General features: G+C 65.4%; 20 protein-coding genes and 1 pseudogene. 7 read left to right on the top strand and 14 right to left on the bottom strand.

All coding sequences use genetic code 11. The features are described from left to right. Positions 1-80 precede the first annotated feature (80 nt). From ACH107_RS23965 to ACH107_RS24010, 10 genes are all read right to left on the bottom strand, one after another. Positions 81-884, bottom strand: coding sequence for a GGDEF domain-containing protein (locus ACH107_RS23965; protein ID WP_412507999.1), 804 nt, complete (start codon positions 882-884; stop codon positions 81-83). Positions 885-1,006: 122 nt separating this feature from the next. Further along, positions 1,007-1,228 (bottom strand): 50S ribosomal protein L31, encoded by a 222-nt coding sequence (gene rpmE, locus ACH107_RS23970; protein WP_310690382.1) that lies wholly within the window; start codon positions 1,226-1,228, stop codon positions 1,007-1,009. 13 nt (positions 1,229-1,241) lie between these two features. Next, positions 1,242-1,628 (bottom strand): 50S ribosomal protein L19, encoded by a 387-nt coding sequence (gene rplS / locus ACH107_RS23975; protein WP_310690381.1) that lies wholly within the window; start codon positions 1,626-1,628, stop codon positions 1,242-1,244. Positions 1,629-1,872: 244 nt separating this feature from the next. Beyond that, positions 1,873-2,691, bottom strand: coding sequence for a tRNA (guanosine(37)-N1)-methyltransferase TrmD (trmD, locus tag ACH107_RS23980; protein ID WP_412508001.1), 819 nt, complete (start codon positions 2,689-2,691; stop codon positions 1,873-1,875). Between the two features lie 15 nt (positions 2,692-2,706). After that, on the bottom strand, positions 2,707-3,321 hold the full coding sequence (locus ACH107_RS23985) for a hypothetical protein (RefSeq protein ID WP_412508002.1): 615 nt from the start codon (positions 3,319-3,321) through the stop codon (positions 2,707-2,709). Positions 3,322-3,513: 192 nt separating this feature from the next. After that, the gene (gene rimM / locus ACH107_RS23990) at positions 3,514-4,026 is read right to left on the bottom strand and encodes a ribosome maturation factor RimM (RefSeq protein ID WP_310690378.1); all 513 of its coding nucleotides are present in this window, start codon (positions 4,024-4,026) and stop codon (positions 3,514-3,516) included. Between the two features lie 49 nt (positions 4,027-4,075). Beyond that, on the bottom strand, positions 4,076-4,444 hold the full coding sequence (rpsP, locus tag ACH107_RS23995) for a 30S ribosomal protein S16 (protein WP_310690377.1): 369 nt from the start codon (positions 4,442-4,444) through the stop codon (positions 4,076-4,078). Between the two features lie 38 nt (positions 4,445-4,482). Continuing rightward, a complete protein-coding gene (locus ACH107_RS24000; RefSeq protein ID WP_412508005.1) occupies positions 4,483-4,779 on the bottom strand; it encodes a chorismate mutase in 297 nt (98 codons plus the stop codon). 70 nt (positions 4,780-4,849) lie between these two features. Then, positions 4,850-6,364: a signal recognition particle protein gene (ffh, locus tag ACH107_RS24005; RefSeq protein ID WP_310690375.1), complete on the bottom strand. Its 1,515-nt coding sequence runs from the start codon at positions 6,362-6,364 to the stop codon at positions 4,850-4,852. A 241-nt stretch (positions 6,365-6,605) separates the two neighbouring features. Continuing rightward, positions 6,606-6,884, bottom strand: a complete 279-nt coding sequence (locus ACH107_RS24010; RefSeq protein WP_412508006.1) for an acylphosphatase — start codon at positions 6,882-6,884, stop codon at positions 6,606-6,608. 121 nt (positions 6,885-7,005) lie between these two features. Here ACH107_RS24010 and ACH107_RS24015 point away from each other — a divergent pair, with 121 nt between their 5' ends. After that, positions 7,006-7,884: a LysR family transcriptional regulator gene (locus ACH107_RS24015; protein ID WP_310690374.1), complete on the top strand. Its 879-nt coding sequence runs from the start codon at positions 7,006-7,008 to the stop codon at positions 7,882-7,884. 28 nt (positions 7,885-7,912) lie between these two features. Here the strand turns inward: ACH107_RS24015 and ACH107_RS24020 are convergent, their stop codons facing one another. Further along, complete coding sequence (locus ACH107_RS24020) at positions 7,913-8,263, bottom strand: metalloregulator ArsR/SmtB family transcription factor (protein WP_310690373.1); 351 nt, start codon at positions 8,261-8,263, stop codon at positions 7,913-7,915. A 195-nt stretch (positions 8,264-8,458) separates the two neighbouring features. Here ACH107_RS24020 and ACH107_RS24025 point away from each other — a divergent pair, with 195 nt between their 5' ends. The 5 genes from ACH107_RS24025 (at position 8,459) to ACH107_RS24045 (ending at position 11,028) form a co-directional block, all read left to right on the top strand. Further along, complete coding sequence (locus tag ACH107_RS24025) at positions 8,459-8,803, top strand: AtpZ/AtpI family protein (RefSeq protein WP_412508008.1); 345 nt, start codon at positions 8,459-8,461, stop codon at positions 8,801-8,803. Beyond that, positions 8,793-9,548 (top strand): F0F1 ATP synthase subunit A, encoded by a 756-nt coding sequence (locus ACH107_RS24030; protein ID WP_412508009.1) that lies wholly within the window; start codon positions 8,793-8,795, stop codon positions 9,546-9,548. The genes ACH107_RS24025 and ACH107_RS24030 overlap by 11 nt, the downstream gene beginning before the upstream one ends. Before the next feature lie 51 nt (positions 9,549-9,599). Beyond that, positions 9,600-9,824 carry a F0F1 ATP synthase subunit C gene (locus ACH107_RS24035; RefSeq protein WP_310690370.1) on the top strand — a complete coding sequence of 75 codons (225 nt, stop codon included), beginning with the start codon at positions 9,600-9,602 and terminating at the stop codon, positions 9,822-9,824. Positions 9,825-9,907: 83 nt separating this feature from the next. Then, on the top strand, positions 9,908-10,456 hold the full coding sequence (locus ACH107_RS24040) for a F0F1 ATP synthase subunit B' (RefSeq protein WP_310690369.1): 549 nt from the start codon (positions 9,908-9,910) through the stop codon (positions 10,454-10,456). Positions 10,457-10,461: 5 nt separating this feature from the next. Continuing rightward, positions 10,462-11,028 carry a F0F1 ATP synthase subunit B gene (locus ACH107_RS24045; RefSeq protein ID WP_412508011.1) on the top strand — a complete coding sequence of 189 codons (567 nt, stop codon included), beginning with the start codon at positions 10,462-10,464 and terminating at the stop codon, positions 11,026-11,028. Positions 11,029-11,115: 87 nt separating this feature from the next. Here ACH107_RS24045 and ACH107_RS24050 read toward each other — a convergent pair whose 3' ends face one another. Then, positions 11,116-11,625, bottom strand: a complete 510-nt coding sequence (locus ACH107_RS24050; protein ID WP_412508014.1) for a FadR/GntR family transcriptional regulator — start codon at positions 11,623-11,625, stop codon at positions 11,116-11,118. On the opposite strand from ACH107_RS24050, the gene ACH107_RS24055 reads away from it, so the two are divergent. Beyond that, positions 11,609-11,668, top strand: coding sequence for an LPKTxAVK-anchored surface protein (locus tag ACH107_RS24055; protein WP_405049825.1), 60 nt, complete (start codon positions 11,609-11,611; stop codon positions 11,666-11,668). The two genes, ACH107_RS24050 and ACH107_RS24055, sit on opposite strands and share 17 nt — an antisense overlap. A 5-nt stretch (positions 11,669-11,673) precedes the next feature. Here the strand turns inward: ACH107_RS24055 and ACH107_RS24060 are convergent. Next, positions 11,674-11,883, bottom strand: a pseudogene (locus ACH107_RS24060) (FadR/GntR family transcriptional regulator); the annotation flags it as partial. A 105-nt stretch (positions 11,884-11,988) separates the two neighbouring features. Continuing rightward, a complete protein-coding gene (locus ACH107_RS24065) occupies positions 11,989-12,648 on the bottom strand; it encodes an OmpA family protein (RefSeq protein WP_412508012.1) in 660 nt (219 codons plus the stop codon). Positions 12,649-12,767 lie beyond the last annotated feature (119 nt).

Raw genomic sequence — 12,767 nt, forward strand, 5'->3', positions numbered from 1 at the left:
GGGCGGCGCCGCCGTCGCGGCGCACGCGCGGCCTGAGCAGTATCCGCCCGTCCGCGGCGGCCCCCCAAGGGGCCGTCGCGTCAGGCCATCTGGCGCCGCAGCTCCGTCGGCCCGTGGGGATCGGGGGCTGGCATGGGGATCACATGATCGTCCGCGTTTGCAAGGCGCGGCGCGAACTCTAGCCTTGCGCGCCCGTTTGTCTTGGCCCGGTAGAGCGCTTCATCGGCGGCGCGCATCAGGGCATCCAGCGACATGCCCGGCCGCGCCTCGACCGCGCCCATGGACAGGGTGATGGTCAGGTGCGGATGCGCCGCGCCGCCGTCGAAGGGAATCGGCATCAGCAAGTCGCGGCAGACCGTGCCGGTGTTCGTGGGTGCGGTATTGGCCAGAAAGACGCCGAATTCCTCGCCCCCGATGCGGCCGATCACGTCGTCCGTGCGCAGCGCACGCGTGAGGCGATAGCCGATAGACACGAGGCAAGCATCGCCCACCTGATGGCCGTAGGTATCGTTCACCGCCTTGAAATGGTCGGCATCCATGATCAACAGGATGCCCGGAATGCCGTCCTCGAGCAGCGCGCCGACCTGTTTCAGAAAGAATCGGCGGTTGGACAACCCGATCAGATCATCCGTTCGCGACCGCGTCGAGAGTTCCCTTTGCAGGCGCATCTGCTTGCGCACCAGCAGGAAGAACAGCCCGACAAAGGGCCCGCCGACGCAGACACCGTTTGCAATGATGAACCAGTGATCGAACCGCCCGATGCCGGGCCAAAGCAGATGGAAGCCGTAGTTCAGGGCCACGATCATGGCGCAGAACATGAGGAACTTAAGGATGAAATCCCCGGGGCCGTTCACGCCCAGGAACCTGTAGATTCGGTGCATCATGCGTCGCGCCTCTCCGTGCGGAAACAGTCCAAGACAGACCTCAACAAATTCTTAACACCCCCCGGATACGAAAAATGCCGCCGAAAATCGGCGGCATCCTCGCTTCGCACGGGCGGGACCATTTAGAACCCCAAGCCCTCGTACTTCTTCTTGAACTTGGACACGCGACCACCCTGATCCATTAGGCGCGACGATCCGCCGGTCCAGGCCGGGTGCACGCTGGGGTCGATGTCCAACGACAGGGTCTCGCCCTCGCTGCCCCAGGTCGAGCGCATCTCGATCACGTCGCCGTTGGTCAGCTTGACGTTGATCGTGTGGTAATCGGGATGAATGTCTTTTTTCATGATCGGGATTCCTTCACGCGTCAGCGCCGCGCGACAGCGGGCGGTAGTTGGTTTTTTCCGCGATACGGGCCGATTTGCCGCGCCGCGAGCGCAGGTAATACAGCTTGGAGCGCCGCACCTTGCCGCGCCGGATTACGGTGATCGCCTCGATGTTGGTTGAATAGAGCGGGAAGATCCGTTCCACGCCTTCACCGAAGGAAATCTTACGCACCGTGAAGGTGCCGGCGATGCCGCTGCCGTTCTTGCGGGAAATGCAGACACCTTCGAAGTTCTGAACGCGGCTGCGGGTGCCCTCGGTCACCTTGTAGCCGACACGGATGGTGTCGCCGGCCTTGAAGTCCGGAATGTCCTTGCCCAGTTCGGCGATCTGTTCCGCCTCGAGTTGTGCGATCAGGTCCATCTGATCTTCTCCTATATGGCTCGTGGTTGGTCCACGAAGGTTCGGGCGCGTCAGAGCTCTGTGTCTTCTTCCGGGTCCGCCCGATGGCGCCCACCAGAGTTGCCGCGGTGTTCTTTCTCTCGGTCTTGTCTGTGACGTTCGGTGGCCGGTGCCGAAGAAAGCGGGCGAATGCCGATACGAAACAGGCCCGGACGACTCGTGCAAGTCCCGGACCGCTGCCGTATAGTCCCGGCGCGCGGGCCGATCAACCCTTTTCGGGCGTCTCGTCGCGGTAGCGCGCCCAGAGGTCGGGTCGGCGCGCGCGGGTCAGGCGTGCGCTCTGGTCCTGGCGCCAGGCCGCGACCTTGCCGTGATCGCCACAGGTCAGCACCTCGGGGATCGTCCGCCCCTGCCATTCGGCGGGCCGGGTATACTGCGGATGCTCCAGCAAGCCGGCGGAATGGCTTTCCTCCACGGTGCTTTCGGCATTGCCCAGCACACCCGGCAACAGCCGCACGCAGGCGTCGATCAGCGTCATGGCCGGCAATTCACCCCCGGTCAGGACATAGTCGCCCATCGAGACCTCGAGAATGTCGAAATGCTCCAGCACGCGCTCGTCCACGCCCTCGAAGCGGCCGCAGAGCAGGGTCACACCGTCCTGCCGGGCCAGGTCCTGGGCCATCGTCTGCGTGAAGGGGACCCCGCGCGGACTGAGATGAATCAGCGGCATCCGGCCGCGTGCGCCGCGCTGCGTGGCCGCGATGGCATTGCCCAGTACATCGGCCCGCAGCACCATGCCGGCCCCGCCCCCAGCGGGTGTATCATCGACGTTGCGGTGTTTGCCGACCCCGAAGCGGCGCAGGTCGGTTGTCTTGAGCTGCCAGATGCCATCCTTTAGGGCCTTGCCCGTCAGGCTGGTGCCCAGAAGGCCGGGGAATTCGTCGGGCAGCAGCGTGATGACCTGCGCGGTCCAGGCGCGGGCCAGCGCGGGGTTGTTGCGCATGAGGTCTTGCGGCTGCAGGCTGGGCCGCAGCGTCTTGCGGCCATGGGACTTGGCCGGGCGGGTCGGGGAACGGTCTGTCATGGCGCAGTCCTTAGGTCAGGTCGTGGCCGAAGGCGAGTCGCGCAGCGCCGCTTTCTGCGCCTTCAGGTCGTCGTCTGACAGGTCGGACCGGTTCAAGTCCAGAAAGTGATGCGCCAGTGCAGGCTCCGGCCCGGGGTTCGCGCGGGCCGCGGGCACCAGCTTGCGCCACGCGTCGCCGGGCAGGCCCAGGTGGTGCAGCAGCGGCGTGGCGGGGCCTTCCAGCGTCTCGGCCAGCATCTCGACGGGAACGGCATGCACCGGGTAGGGGGCCACGGCCGCGCGGACAGCCGCGACCGTACCGTCCAGGTCCGCGGCCTGCCTATGGATCACGGCGTAGGCGTCGTAGTCCAGCGTCAACCGCGCCTGCGCGAGATTGTGCCGCCAGGTGCTGCGCAGCCAGCTTTCGGGATTGCGGGTGGTGAAGACGAAGTGCAGGTCCGGGTCCGGGTCGATGTCGCGCCGGATCACCTGCACCATGGCGGCCATCAGGTCCGGGGCACTGTCGTATCCGTCCTGCGCGTCGCGCCCCGGCATGCGCCCGCACAGGTTTTCGTCAGAGATCAGCAGCGCCCGCTTGCCCAGGTTCAGCCCGCCCAGAAGCTCGGCCAGGGTGCGGCGAAACCGGGCCATGGCGGCCCGGTCACCGGTGATGGAATAGCGCGCACGGCATGACGCGCGACCCTGGCCCGGCTGCGGCCGGGCAGAACCGTGGCCGCATGCGGCCAGATCAGTGCCCCGTTATCCAGGACGAACTTCTGTGCGCTGGTCGTGCCGGTCTTGTGGAACCCGCCGTGGATCACGATCCGGCGTCCTTTGACGGCCTCAGTCCTCGAACAGCCCGCCGGGCGGGTCGATCACCAAGCGGCCCGCGGCAAGGTTCACCGTGGGCACGATGGCGCGGGTGAAGGGCACCAGGACGGTATCCCGCAGGCCGGGCGCGCTGACCTCCAGCAAGTCATCGGCGCCGTTGGTCTGCACGGCCTTGACGTGGCCAAGGGATTGGCCCCCGGTATCGACCGCCGCAAGGCCCACCAGATCGGCGTGGTAGAACTCATCGTCGGGCAGGGCGGGCAATTGGCTGCGCCGGGCGCGCAGTTCGACCCCCCTCAGGGCGTCGGCCTCTTCCTTGGTGGTGATCCCGTCCATGCGCACGACAAGCGCGCCCTTGGCATGGCCGGTCAGCACGATCGTCTGCACCATCGGCCCGTCAGAGCGGGTCAGCGGGGTGTAGTCCACGATCGCCTCGGGCTCGGCGCAGAAGCTTTTCAGCCGTACCTCGCCCTTGACCCCGAAGGCCCCGGCGATGCTTCCAAGGGTGATGCTCTCGTCGCTCATGGGCGGTAATCCGGCCGGGGCACCGCGCAGGCGTCCCGGCGCGGGCCGATCACTCGGCGCTGTCCGCCGGGGCGGCCGCGGCGGCGGCCTTCTCGGCCTTTTCCTCGGCGCGTTCCTGGGCCTTCTTGCCCGGGGTGCCCTTGTTGGGGTTGTTGCGGGCCTTCTTGTCCAAAACGCCGGCGGCTTCCAGCATGCGCGACACGCGGTCGGTGGGCTGGGCGCCCTTGTCGAGCCAGGCCTTCACGGCGTCCACGTCCATCTTGACGCGGTCCTCCCGATCCTTGGGCAGCAGCGGGTTGTAGGTGCCCAGCTTCTCGAGGAAGCGGCCGTCGCGCGGCATGCGGCTGTCGGCGGCGACGATACGGTAGAAGGGGCGCTTGTTCGAGCCGGCGCGGGCGAGACGGATTTTCATGGCCATGGGGGTATCTCCTTTGAATGGCTGGGGCGCGGGCCCCGTTATCCTTGATGCTTTTTGTGGTGCTGAATGACTTCAGCGATGATGAAGTTCAGCAACTTCCTGGCGAATTCCGGATCCAGATCGGCATCCAGCGCCAGTTTCTGCAGCCGTTCGATCTGGCGCGCCTCGCGCCGGGGATCGGACGGCGGAAGATCGTGTTCAGCCTTGAGCTGCCCCACGGCCTGGGTCTGCTTGAACCGTTCGGCCAGCGTGTAGACCAGGATCGCGTCCAGACGGTCGATGCTGTCGCGATGGCCGGTCAGCATGTCGGCGGTGTCCTGGGGTGTGTCACTCATAGGCTGCTCCGATGCGCTGGGGCATGTGGGGCCGGCCCGCCGGTATAGGGACTTTCGTGCACGGGCCGACTCATTTCTTCTTTCCGAAACCGCCGAGGCCCGGAGGCAGTTGCGTGCCGCCCCCCATCCCCGGCATCCCGCCGGGCATCCCCTTGCCGCCGCCAAGTGCCTTGGTAGCCTCTTCCAGGGCCTTTGGGTCTTGCATGTCGGGCATGCCACCGCCGCCTGCCCCCTTTCCGCCCATCATGCCCTGCATGGCCTGCTTGAGCGCGCCGCCTTTGCCCATCTTGCCCATCTTCTTCATCATGTCGGCCATCTGCCGGTGCATCTTGAGAAGCTGGTTGAGTTCGGAAACCTCCAGCCCCGCACCCTTGGCGATCCGCTTCTTGCGGCTGGCCTGAAGGATCTGCGGGTTGGCACGTTCCGTCTTGGTCATTGAGTTGATGAGTGCCACCTGGCGCTTGAAGACATCCTCGTCGACGCCGGCGTTCTGCATCTGCTTGGCGGCCTTCTTCATGCCCGGCATCATGCCCATCACACCTTCCATGCCGCCCATCTTCTGCATCTGGTCCAGCTGCATCTTCATGTCGTTCATGTTGAACCGGCCCTTCTGGAACCGCTTCATCATGCGTTCGGCCTGTTCGGCCTCGATGGTTTCCTGCGCCTTCTCGACCAGCGAAACGATGTCGCCCATGCCCAGGATACGGCCCGCGATGCGTTCGGCGTGGAACTCCTCGATGGCGTCCATCTTTTCACCCAGGCCGACGAAACGGATGGGCTTTCCGGTGACCGCGCGCATGGACAGGGCCGCGCCGCCGCGTCCGTCGCCGTCCATCCGGGTCAGGACCACGCCCGAAACGCCGATCTTGTCGTCGAATTCGGTGGCCACATTCACCGCGTCCTGGCCGGTCAGGCCATCGACCACCAGCAGGGTCTCGCGCGGGTTGGCCACGTCGCGGACCTCGGCGGCCTGCTGGATCAGTTCCTCGTCGATATGCAGCCGCCCGGCGGTGTCGAGCATGTAGACATCATAGCCGCCGAGGCTGGCCTGTGTCTTGGCGCGCTTGGCGATCTGGACGGGGCTTTCGCCCTTGACGATCGAGAGGGTGTCAACCCCGATCTGGGTGCCCAGGATCTGCAGCTGTTCCATGGCCGCGGGCCGGTTCACGTCGAGCGAGGCCATGAGGACCTTCTTGCCCTCGCGGTCCTTCAGGCGCTTGGCCAGTTTGGCGGTTGTCGTCGTCTTGCCCGAGCCCTGCAGGCCCACCATCAGGATCGGCGCGGGCGGATTGTCGACCTTGAGCTTGCCGGGGTCGCTGTCGCCGGTGAGGACATGGACCAGTTCGTCATGGACGATCTTGACGACCTGCTGGCCCGGCGTGACCGATTTCGTGACCGCCTGCCCGGTGGCCTTCTTCTGTACCGCCTTGGCGAAATCGCGCGCGACGGGGAGCGAGACGTCGGCCTCCAGCAGGGCGACGCGGACCTCGCGCAGGGCGGTCTTGACGTCCTCCTCGGAGAGCGCGCCCTGTTTGGTCAGCCGCTCGAAGACGCCGGACAGGCGGTCGGAAAGACTCTCGAACATCATGCGCCTCCTTCGGCGGTTTCTCTCTGCCCACCCCATATGGGAACGGACGGCTCGCGATGGAACGCCTCCCCGGATGCGGAAAACGGGCGAACGCATCTTGCCCCCGTGGGCGAAACCTCGCTGACGGGGGGCGATCCCTGACCGGGCAGGGACCGGAAAGTCGACGCTTTCCGGATGTTGGGTGCCGCTTAGGCTGTCGATGCGCCGGAGTCAAGACGTGGGCCAGCGGTACCGACCCTCAGGCGCGCACCTCGAAGGGATGGGGGGGCTCCCCCTCGGCCGCCGGCGCGGTCTCGACCTCGGCCACGCGGGCGGCCGGCGGGCCGTCATGCAGCCGGGTGCGCATGTCCTCGACCGCCGCTGCCGGTCCCGAGATCAGCGCTTCGACCGAGCCGTCGGGCCGGTTGCGCACCCACCCTGAAAGGCCCAGCGCGCGGGCCCGCTCCTGCGTCCAGGCACGAAAACTCACGCCCTGGACCCGGCCGGTGATGCGTGCGTGCAGAGCTGTGCGGGTCATGGCGGCCCCTCTCGCTACAGCCACGACCTTAAACCCCGGTCCTGCCGCCGCGCAAGACCGGCCCCGTTGCAATCAGACCCATGATCCGGGTAACTGGACCACAGTGAAGGGGTTGGGGCCGATGGACAATTGGGACGAGATTCGCACCGCCTACCAGGTGGCCCGGGTCGGCACCGTCAGCGGCGCGGCCGAGGTCTTGGGCGTCCACCATGCCACGGTGATCCGGCATATCGACGCGCTGGAGGAGCGCCTGGGCACCCGTCTGTTCCAGCGTCACGCCCGGGGCTATACCCCCACCGAGGCGGGCCAGGACCTGATGCAGGTGGCCGCGACCACCGATGACCAGCTGACCCAACTGGCCGGCCGGATAAAGGGCCAGGGCGAAGGCGTCACCGGCGAACTGGTCATCACTTCGCTGGAGGCGTTCTCGCCCGAGTTGACGCCGGTGCTGGCCTCGTTCCGGGCGGCCTATCCCGAAATCAGCATCCGCTACCTGACGGGCCAGCGCCTGTTCCGCCTGGAATACGGTGAGGCGCATGTCGCCGTCCGCGCGGGCAAGGCCCCCGACCAGCCCGACAACGTGGTGCAGAAATTCATCCGGCAGTCGGCACACCTCGTGGCATCTAACAATTATGTCGCGCGGTACGGCCTGCCCGCTGGCGAAGACGATCTGGCCCGGCACTGGTTCGTCGGCCCCGAGGACAAGGCCAGCCGCGCGCCCTTTGATCAGTGGCTTGCGAGGGCCGTGCCCCCGGACCGGGTGATCTTTCGCACGTCAACTACGCGAAACACCGTCGATGCTGTCCTCGCGGGCGTGGGCATCGGCTTTGTCAGTTTCGGCGAACTGGAGCGCCACGCCGATCTTGTCGAGGTCCTGCCCGCGCAGGAAGACTGGGGCGGTCAGCTCTGGCTGGTCACCCACGTGGACCTGCACCGCACGACCAAGGTCCAGGCCTTTCTGAAACACCTGAAGGATTGGGCGCGGGCGGAGCAGGGGTAAGCCCCGGCGCGCCAAGCCTCATGGTTGCTTATCCTGGGTCGACCGACTGCGCCCCGGAAGTGGCCAATTCCCCGGCGAGGAACCGTTCGAACGCGTCCAGGTCGATCTGGTCGAACTGGCCGAAGCCCTGCATCCAGACGCTGGCCGCGCGTAGGGCGTCGGGTTCCAGCCTGCACCATTTTACCCGGCCCCGCCTGTCCTGGCTGATCAACCCGGCGCGTGTCAGGATCGCGAGGTGCTTGGAGATCGCGGCCAGCGACATCGCGAAGGGCGCCGCGACATCGGTGACGGCCATGTCATCCTCGAGCAGCATCGACAGGATGGCCCGTCGGGTCGGATCGGCCAGGGCCGCGAAAACGGTGTCCAGTGAGGCGCTCATGCCCCCATGAAGCGCCAAACGCACCAAACGTCAACCAGCTGGTTGAATATGGCGGGCCGGTCCTTCGGGGTGTGACAGGCTGGCACATTTCCATAACACCCCTATTTTTCAATGACTTGGTTCCGTGCGCGTCGGCGTTGACTCTGGTCCCCGCCCGGCTTAGCACAACCGCAACTGAGGAAAGGGGTGACGGCCTTGTCCGATCACGATCCAAAGGACCGCCTGAAGGCGCTTGAGGAGAAGATCGCAGCGGCCAGGGGCGACGAGGTCGCAAAGCACCATTCCGAGGAACATTATTCCCAGGCGCAGCACGCCTGGCGGATGGTGATCGAGCTTGTGGCCGGTCTGGGGATCGGTTTCGGAATAGGATACGGGTTGGACGCCCTTCTGGGCACGCAGCCCTGGTTGATGGTGGTATTCGTTTTCTTGGGCCTCGCGGCCGGTGTCAAAACCATGATGCGAACGGCCGAAGAAATGCAGAACACGCAGCTGTCCCGACAGCGCGGCGAAGACGGGAAAGACGAACGCGATGGCGACTGAGACAACCGGAGAAGAGAGCGGCCTGGTTTTCCACCCGATGGACCAGTTCATTGTCGAACCGCTGTTCGGCACCGGCACGGTCAACTGGTACACGCCCACGAACGCGACGCTTTGGATGGCGTTGGCTGTCGTTGGTGTTGTCCTTTTGCTGGTGCTGGGCACGCGGCACAGGGCCATCGTGCCCGACCGCACGCAGTCGGTTGCCGAGCTTGCCTACGGGTTTGTCTACAAGATGGTCGAGGACGTGGCGGGCAAGGAGGCCGTGGTCTTCTTTCCCTACATCATGACACTGTTCATGTTCATCGTTTTCGCCAACTTCCTCGGGCTGGTGCCCACGGCCTTTACGACGACATCACACTTCGCGGTCACGGTGCTGCTCGCGCTGGCAGTGTTCCTGACGGTCACAATCCTCGGCTTCGTCAAGAACGGGACGAAGTTCCTCGGGCTGTTCTGGATCGATAGTGCCCCGCTGGCGCTGCGTCCGGTCCTGGCCGTGATCGAGCTGATCTCGTATTTCGTCCGCCCCGTCAGCCATTCCATCCGTCTGGCTGGAAACCTCATGGCCGGCCACGCCGTGATCAAGGTTTTCGCGGGTTTCGCCGCTATCGCCGTTGTCAGCCCGCTATCGGTTCTCGCGATCACCGCAATGTACGGGCTCGAGGTGCTGGTGTCCTTCATCCAAGCCTATGTCTTCACCATTCTGACCTGCGTGTATCTCAAGGATGCTCTGCACCCGTCGCACTAGGGTCCGAACCCCAATCCCGAAACTTCCAAATCAATCGTAAGGAGAACTCTCATGGAAGGCGAACTCGCACATATCGGCGCCGGTCTGGCTGCAATCGGCTCCGGCGCGGCAGCCATCGGTGTGGGCGCCGTGGCCGGCAACTTCCTGGCCGGCGCACTGCGCAACCCTTCGGCGGCCGCTGGCCAGACCGCGACCCTGTTCATTGGCATCGCCTTCGCAGAGGCGCTGGGGATTTTCTCGTTCCTTGTCGCGCTGCTTCTGATGTTCGCTGTCTGAGCCTTACGAACCACCATCCTTGCGTGCGGGCGGCGCGGCGACGGGCCGCCCGACAGTGAGACCAGGTTCCGACGGAGGACGTCATGGCGACCGAAACACCCGGGCAAACCGCAAGCACCTGCATTGGCGCGGATGGCTCTGCCATCGGCATGCCGCAGCTGTGTTTCGACTGGTGGCCCAACCAGATCTTCTGGCTCGTACTCGCGCTCGTGGCGATCTATTTCGTGCTATCGCGCATAGCGCTGCCGCGCATTGCCGCGGTCCTGGCCGAGCGCGCGGGTACGATCACCAACGACATTGCTGCCGCCGACGAGCTCAAGCAAAAAGCGACGGAAGCCGAGCAAGCCTACGAGAAGGCCCTTGCCGACGCCCGCGCCGAGGCGCAGCGCATTGCCGCCGAGACCAAGGCCGGCATCCAGGCCGAACTGGACGCGGAGATGGAAAAGGCCGATGCCGAGATCGCGGCCCGCACGGCCGAGAGCGAGAAGGCCATCGCCGAGATCCAGGCCAGCGCCCGCGAAAGCGTTCGCGATGTTGCCAAGGATGTCGCCAAGGACATCGTCACCGCGATGGGCGGCACGGCAGACGGCCGCACCGTCACCGCCGCCGTTGATGCCAAGATGAAGGGGTAAGCGCCATGAACAGGCTGATCGCAACCTCCGCGCTCGCACTGGCCGGCTCGCCCGCGCTGGCCGCAAGCGGCGAGTATGGCTTTTTCTCGCTCAACAACACCGACTTCATCGTGCTGCTGGGCTTCATCGTCTTCATTGGCGTTCTCATCTACTTCAAGGTGCCCGGCAGACTTAGCAAAATGCTGGACGACCGCGCGGCTGGTATCCAGTCTGAACTCGATGAGGCCAAGGCCCTGCGCGAAGAGGCGCAGACGTTGCTCGCCTCTTACGAGCGCAAGCAGAAAGAGGTGCAGGCGCAGGCCGACCGCATTGTCGAGACCGCCCGGGAAGAGGCCAAGACCTCGGCCAACCAGGCCAAGGAAGACATCAAGGCCTCGGTCGCGCGCCGCCTTGCCGCCGCCGAGGAACAGATCGAGAGCGCCAAGGACGCGGCCCTGCGCGATGTCCAGGCTCAGGCCGTTGACGTGGCCATCAGCGCGGCGCGCGATGTGATCGCCAAACAGACCGACGCGGACAGCGCCAACAAGCGTATCGATGACTCGATCGCCGAGGTGGGCGCCAAGCTTCACTGAGCATGGTTGCAGATTTCTTGAAACGGCCCGGGTCCAGCGCCCGGGCCTTTTTCATGTATGGCTATGCACGACCGCGTCCCCGGGCAGTCATCGGCCGACCTCGTGATCGTAGCGTTGCCGGGCGATCCCCTCGTTACGTTCGGCCTGTTTGTGATCCCACAGGGCCTGTTCGACGAAGGACAGATGCGCCGCGACCGCCGCGCGCGCCTCGACCGCATCCCGCGCCTGAAGCGCTTCGTTGATGGCGCGGTGCTGGTCCAGCAGGCTGTCGCGGGTCATGCGCTGCTTGAACATGATCTGGCGGTTGTAGAAGACGCCCTCGCGCAGGAGCTGATACATGGACCGCATCATGTGCAGCATGATCACGTTGTGGCTGGCTTCGATGATCGAGAGGTGAAAATCCGCATCCAGGGCGGCCTCTTCCTGCGGGTTCCGCTTGGAATGTGCGGACGCCATCTTGTCGTAAAGCGTGGCGATCACTTTCAGGTCAGTTGGAGTGCCATGAAGCGCGGCCCGCTCGGCGGCCAGGCCCTCCATGTCGCGGCGGAAGGCGATGTAGTCGAAAACAGCCTCGTCATGGGTGGAAAAGAGGCGCACCAGAGCATCGGAAAAGGCATTGCCGAAAACCTCGGCCACGTAGACACCGGAACTGGCCCGGCTGGCCAGTAGACCGGACTCCTGCAACTCGGCCAGGGCCGTGCGCAGGGAAGGGCGCGAGACGCCCAGCCGTTCGGACATTTCCCTTTCCGAGGGCAGGCGTTCCCCCGGGCGCAGGATGCCCCGCAGGATCAGCCGCTCGATCTGGTGCACGACCGAGTCGGACAGCTTTTCCGGGTGAACGGGCTGGAAGGGCATGGCGACCTCGGGTCATTGGGCTGGTCAAATCCTATGACCAAAGGCCGTCATGCTCAATGGGACACGAATCCGGGTCAGATCCAGCCCCGCCCCGGTGTCGCGCTCTCAGCCGTTGGGCGTGATGGTGATCTCGACCCGGCGGTTCTGGGCGCGACCTTCGGGGGTCAGGTTGGTGGCCACCGGCGCATTCTCGCCGCGCCCGATCGAGCGGACCCTATCCGGTGACACGCCGGCGCTGATCAGCACGGAACTGACCGCCTGGGCGCGCCGCGCCGAGAGGTCCTGATTATAGGACGCCGCCCCGGTGTTGTCGGTATGCCCGATGACGTTGACGGTGGTGCCCGCGTAGCGATTGATCGAGGCCGCCAGCGTGGTCAGGTCCGACCGCAGCGCGCCGGTCAACTGGGCGCTGTCGGTCGGAAACAGGATATCCTGCGGCAGGGTCACGATCAGCTGATCGCCGGTGTTCACGATGTTCGCGTTGTTGCCCATCTGCTGGCGCAGTTCGGCCTCTTGCCGGTCCAGTTGCGCGCCTCCGACGGCGCCGAGGCCGCCACCCACCAGAGCACCGACGACGGCGCCGCGGCGGCGTTCCTCGGCATTGTCGCCGGACGCGATGCCCACAAGGGCCCCAAGGCCCGCGCCCACCGTCGCACCGGTCTGCTTGTTGCGGTTGGGGTTGTTGGGGTCGGTCATTTCCTCACAGGCGGCAACGAAGAGGAGTGATGCGGCCATGACGGCCTTTGTAATCTTGGAAATCTGCATGTGTCTTCTTTCACCTTGACGATTGGGCGCGGACTTACCGCCCCCTGAATGTCTGACACCCTAACATATCCCGGAGCGGATCGTGATATGCAATATCAGCGTCACTGCGCGCCGGTTTC

Source organism: Roseovarius halophilus (ex Wu et al. 2025) (assembly GCF_047086965.1).

Coding starts and splice junctions, on each gene's coding strand:
- ACH107_RS23965 (WP_412507999.1), bottom strand. CDS start 884: ATGATGCACCGAATCTACAGGTTCCTGGGCGTGAACGGCCCCGGGGAT.
- rpmE (WP_310690382.1), bottom strand. CDS start 1,228: ATGAAAAAAGACATTCATCCCGATTACCACACGATCAACGTCAAGCTG.
- rplS (WP_310690381.1), bottom strand. CDS start 1,628: ATGGACCTGATCGCACAACTCGAGGCGGAACAGATCGCCGAACTGGGC.
- trmD (WP_412508001.1), bottom strand. CDS start 2,691: ATGACAGACCGTTCCCCGACCCGCCCGGCCAAGTCCCATGGCCGCAAG.
- ACH107_RS23985 (WP_412508002.1), bottom strand. CDS start 3,321: ATGGCCCGGTTTCGCCGCACCCTGGCCGAGCTTCTGGGCGGGCTGAAC.
- rimM (WP_310690378.1), bottom strand. CDS start 4,026: ATGAGCGACGAGAGCATCACCCTTGGAAGCATCGCCGGGGCCTTCGGG.
- rpsP (WP_310690377.1), bottom strand. CDS start 4,444: ATGGCCATGAAAATCCGTCTCGCCCGCGCCGGCTCGAACAAGCGCCCC.
- ACH107_RS24000 (WP_412508005.1), bottom strand. CDS start 4,779: ATGAGTGACACACCCCAGGACACCGCCGACATGCTGACCGGCCATCGC.
- ffh (WP_310690375.1), bottom strand. CDS start 6,364: ATGTTCGAGAGTCTTTCCGACCGCCTGTCCGGCGTCTTCGAGCGGCTG.
- ACH107_RS24010 (WP_412508006.1), bottom strand. CDS start 6,884: ATGACCCGCACAGCTCTGCACGCACGCATCACCGGCCGGGTCCAGGGC.
- ACH107_RS24015 (WP_310690374.1), top strand. CDS start 7,006: ATGGACAATTGGGACGAGATTCGCACCGCCTACCAGGTGGCCCGGGTC.
- ACH107_RS24020 (WP_310690373.1), bottom strand. CDS start 8,263: ATGAGCGCCTCACTGGACACCGTTTTCGCGGCCCTGGCCGATCCGACC.
- ACH107_RS24030 (WP_412508009.1), top strand. CDS start 8,793: ATGGCGACTGAGACAACCGGAGAAGAGAGCGGCCTGGTTTTCCACCCG.
- ACH107_RS24035 (WP_310690370.1), top strand. CDS start 9,600: ATGGAAGGCGAACTCGCACATATCGGCGCCGGTCTGGCTGCAATCGGC.
- ACH107_RS24040 (WP_310690369.1), top strand. CDS start 9,908: ATGGCGACCGAAACACCCGGGCAAACCGCAAGCACCTGCATTGGCGCG.
- ACH107_RS24045 (WP_412508011.1), top strand. CDS start 10,462: ATGAACAGGCTGATCGCAACCTCCGCGCTCGCACTGGCCGGCTCGCCC.
- ACH107_RS24065 (WP_412508012.1), bottom strand. CDS start 12,648: ATGCAGATTTCCAAGATTACAAAGGCCGTCATGGCCGCATCACTCCTC.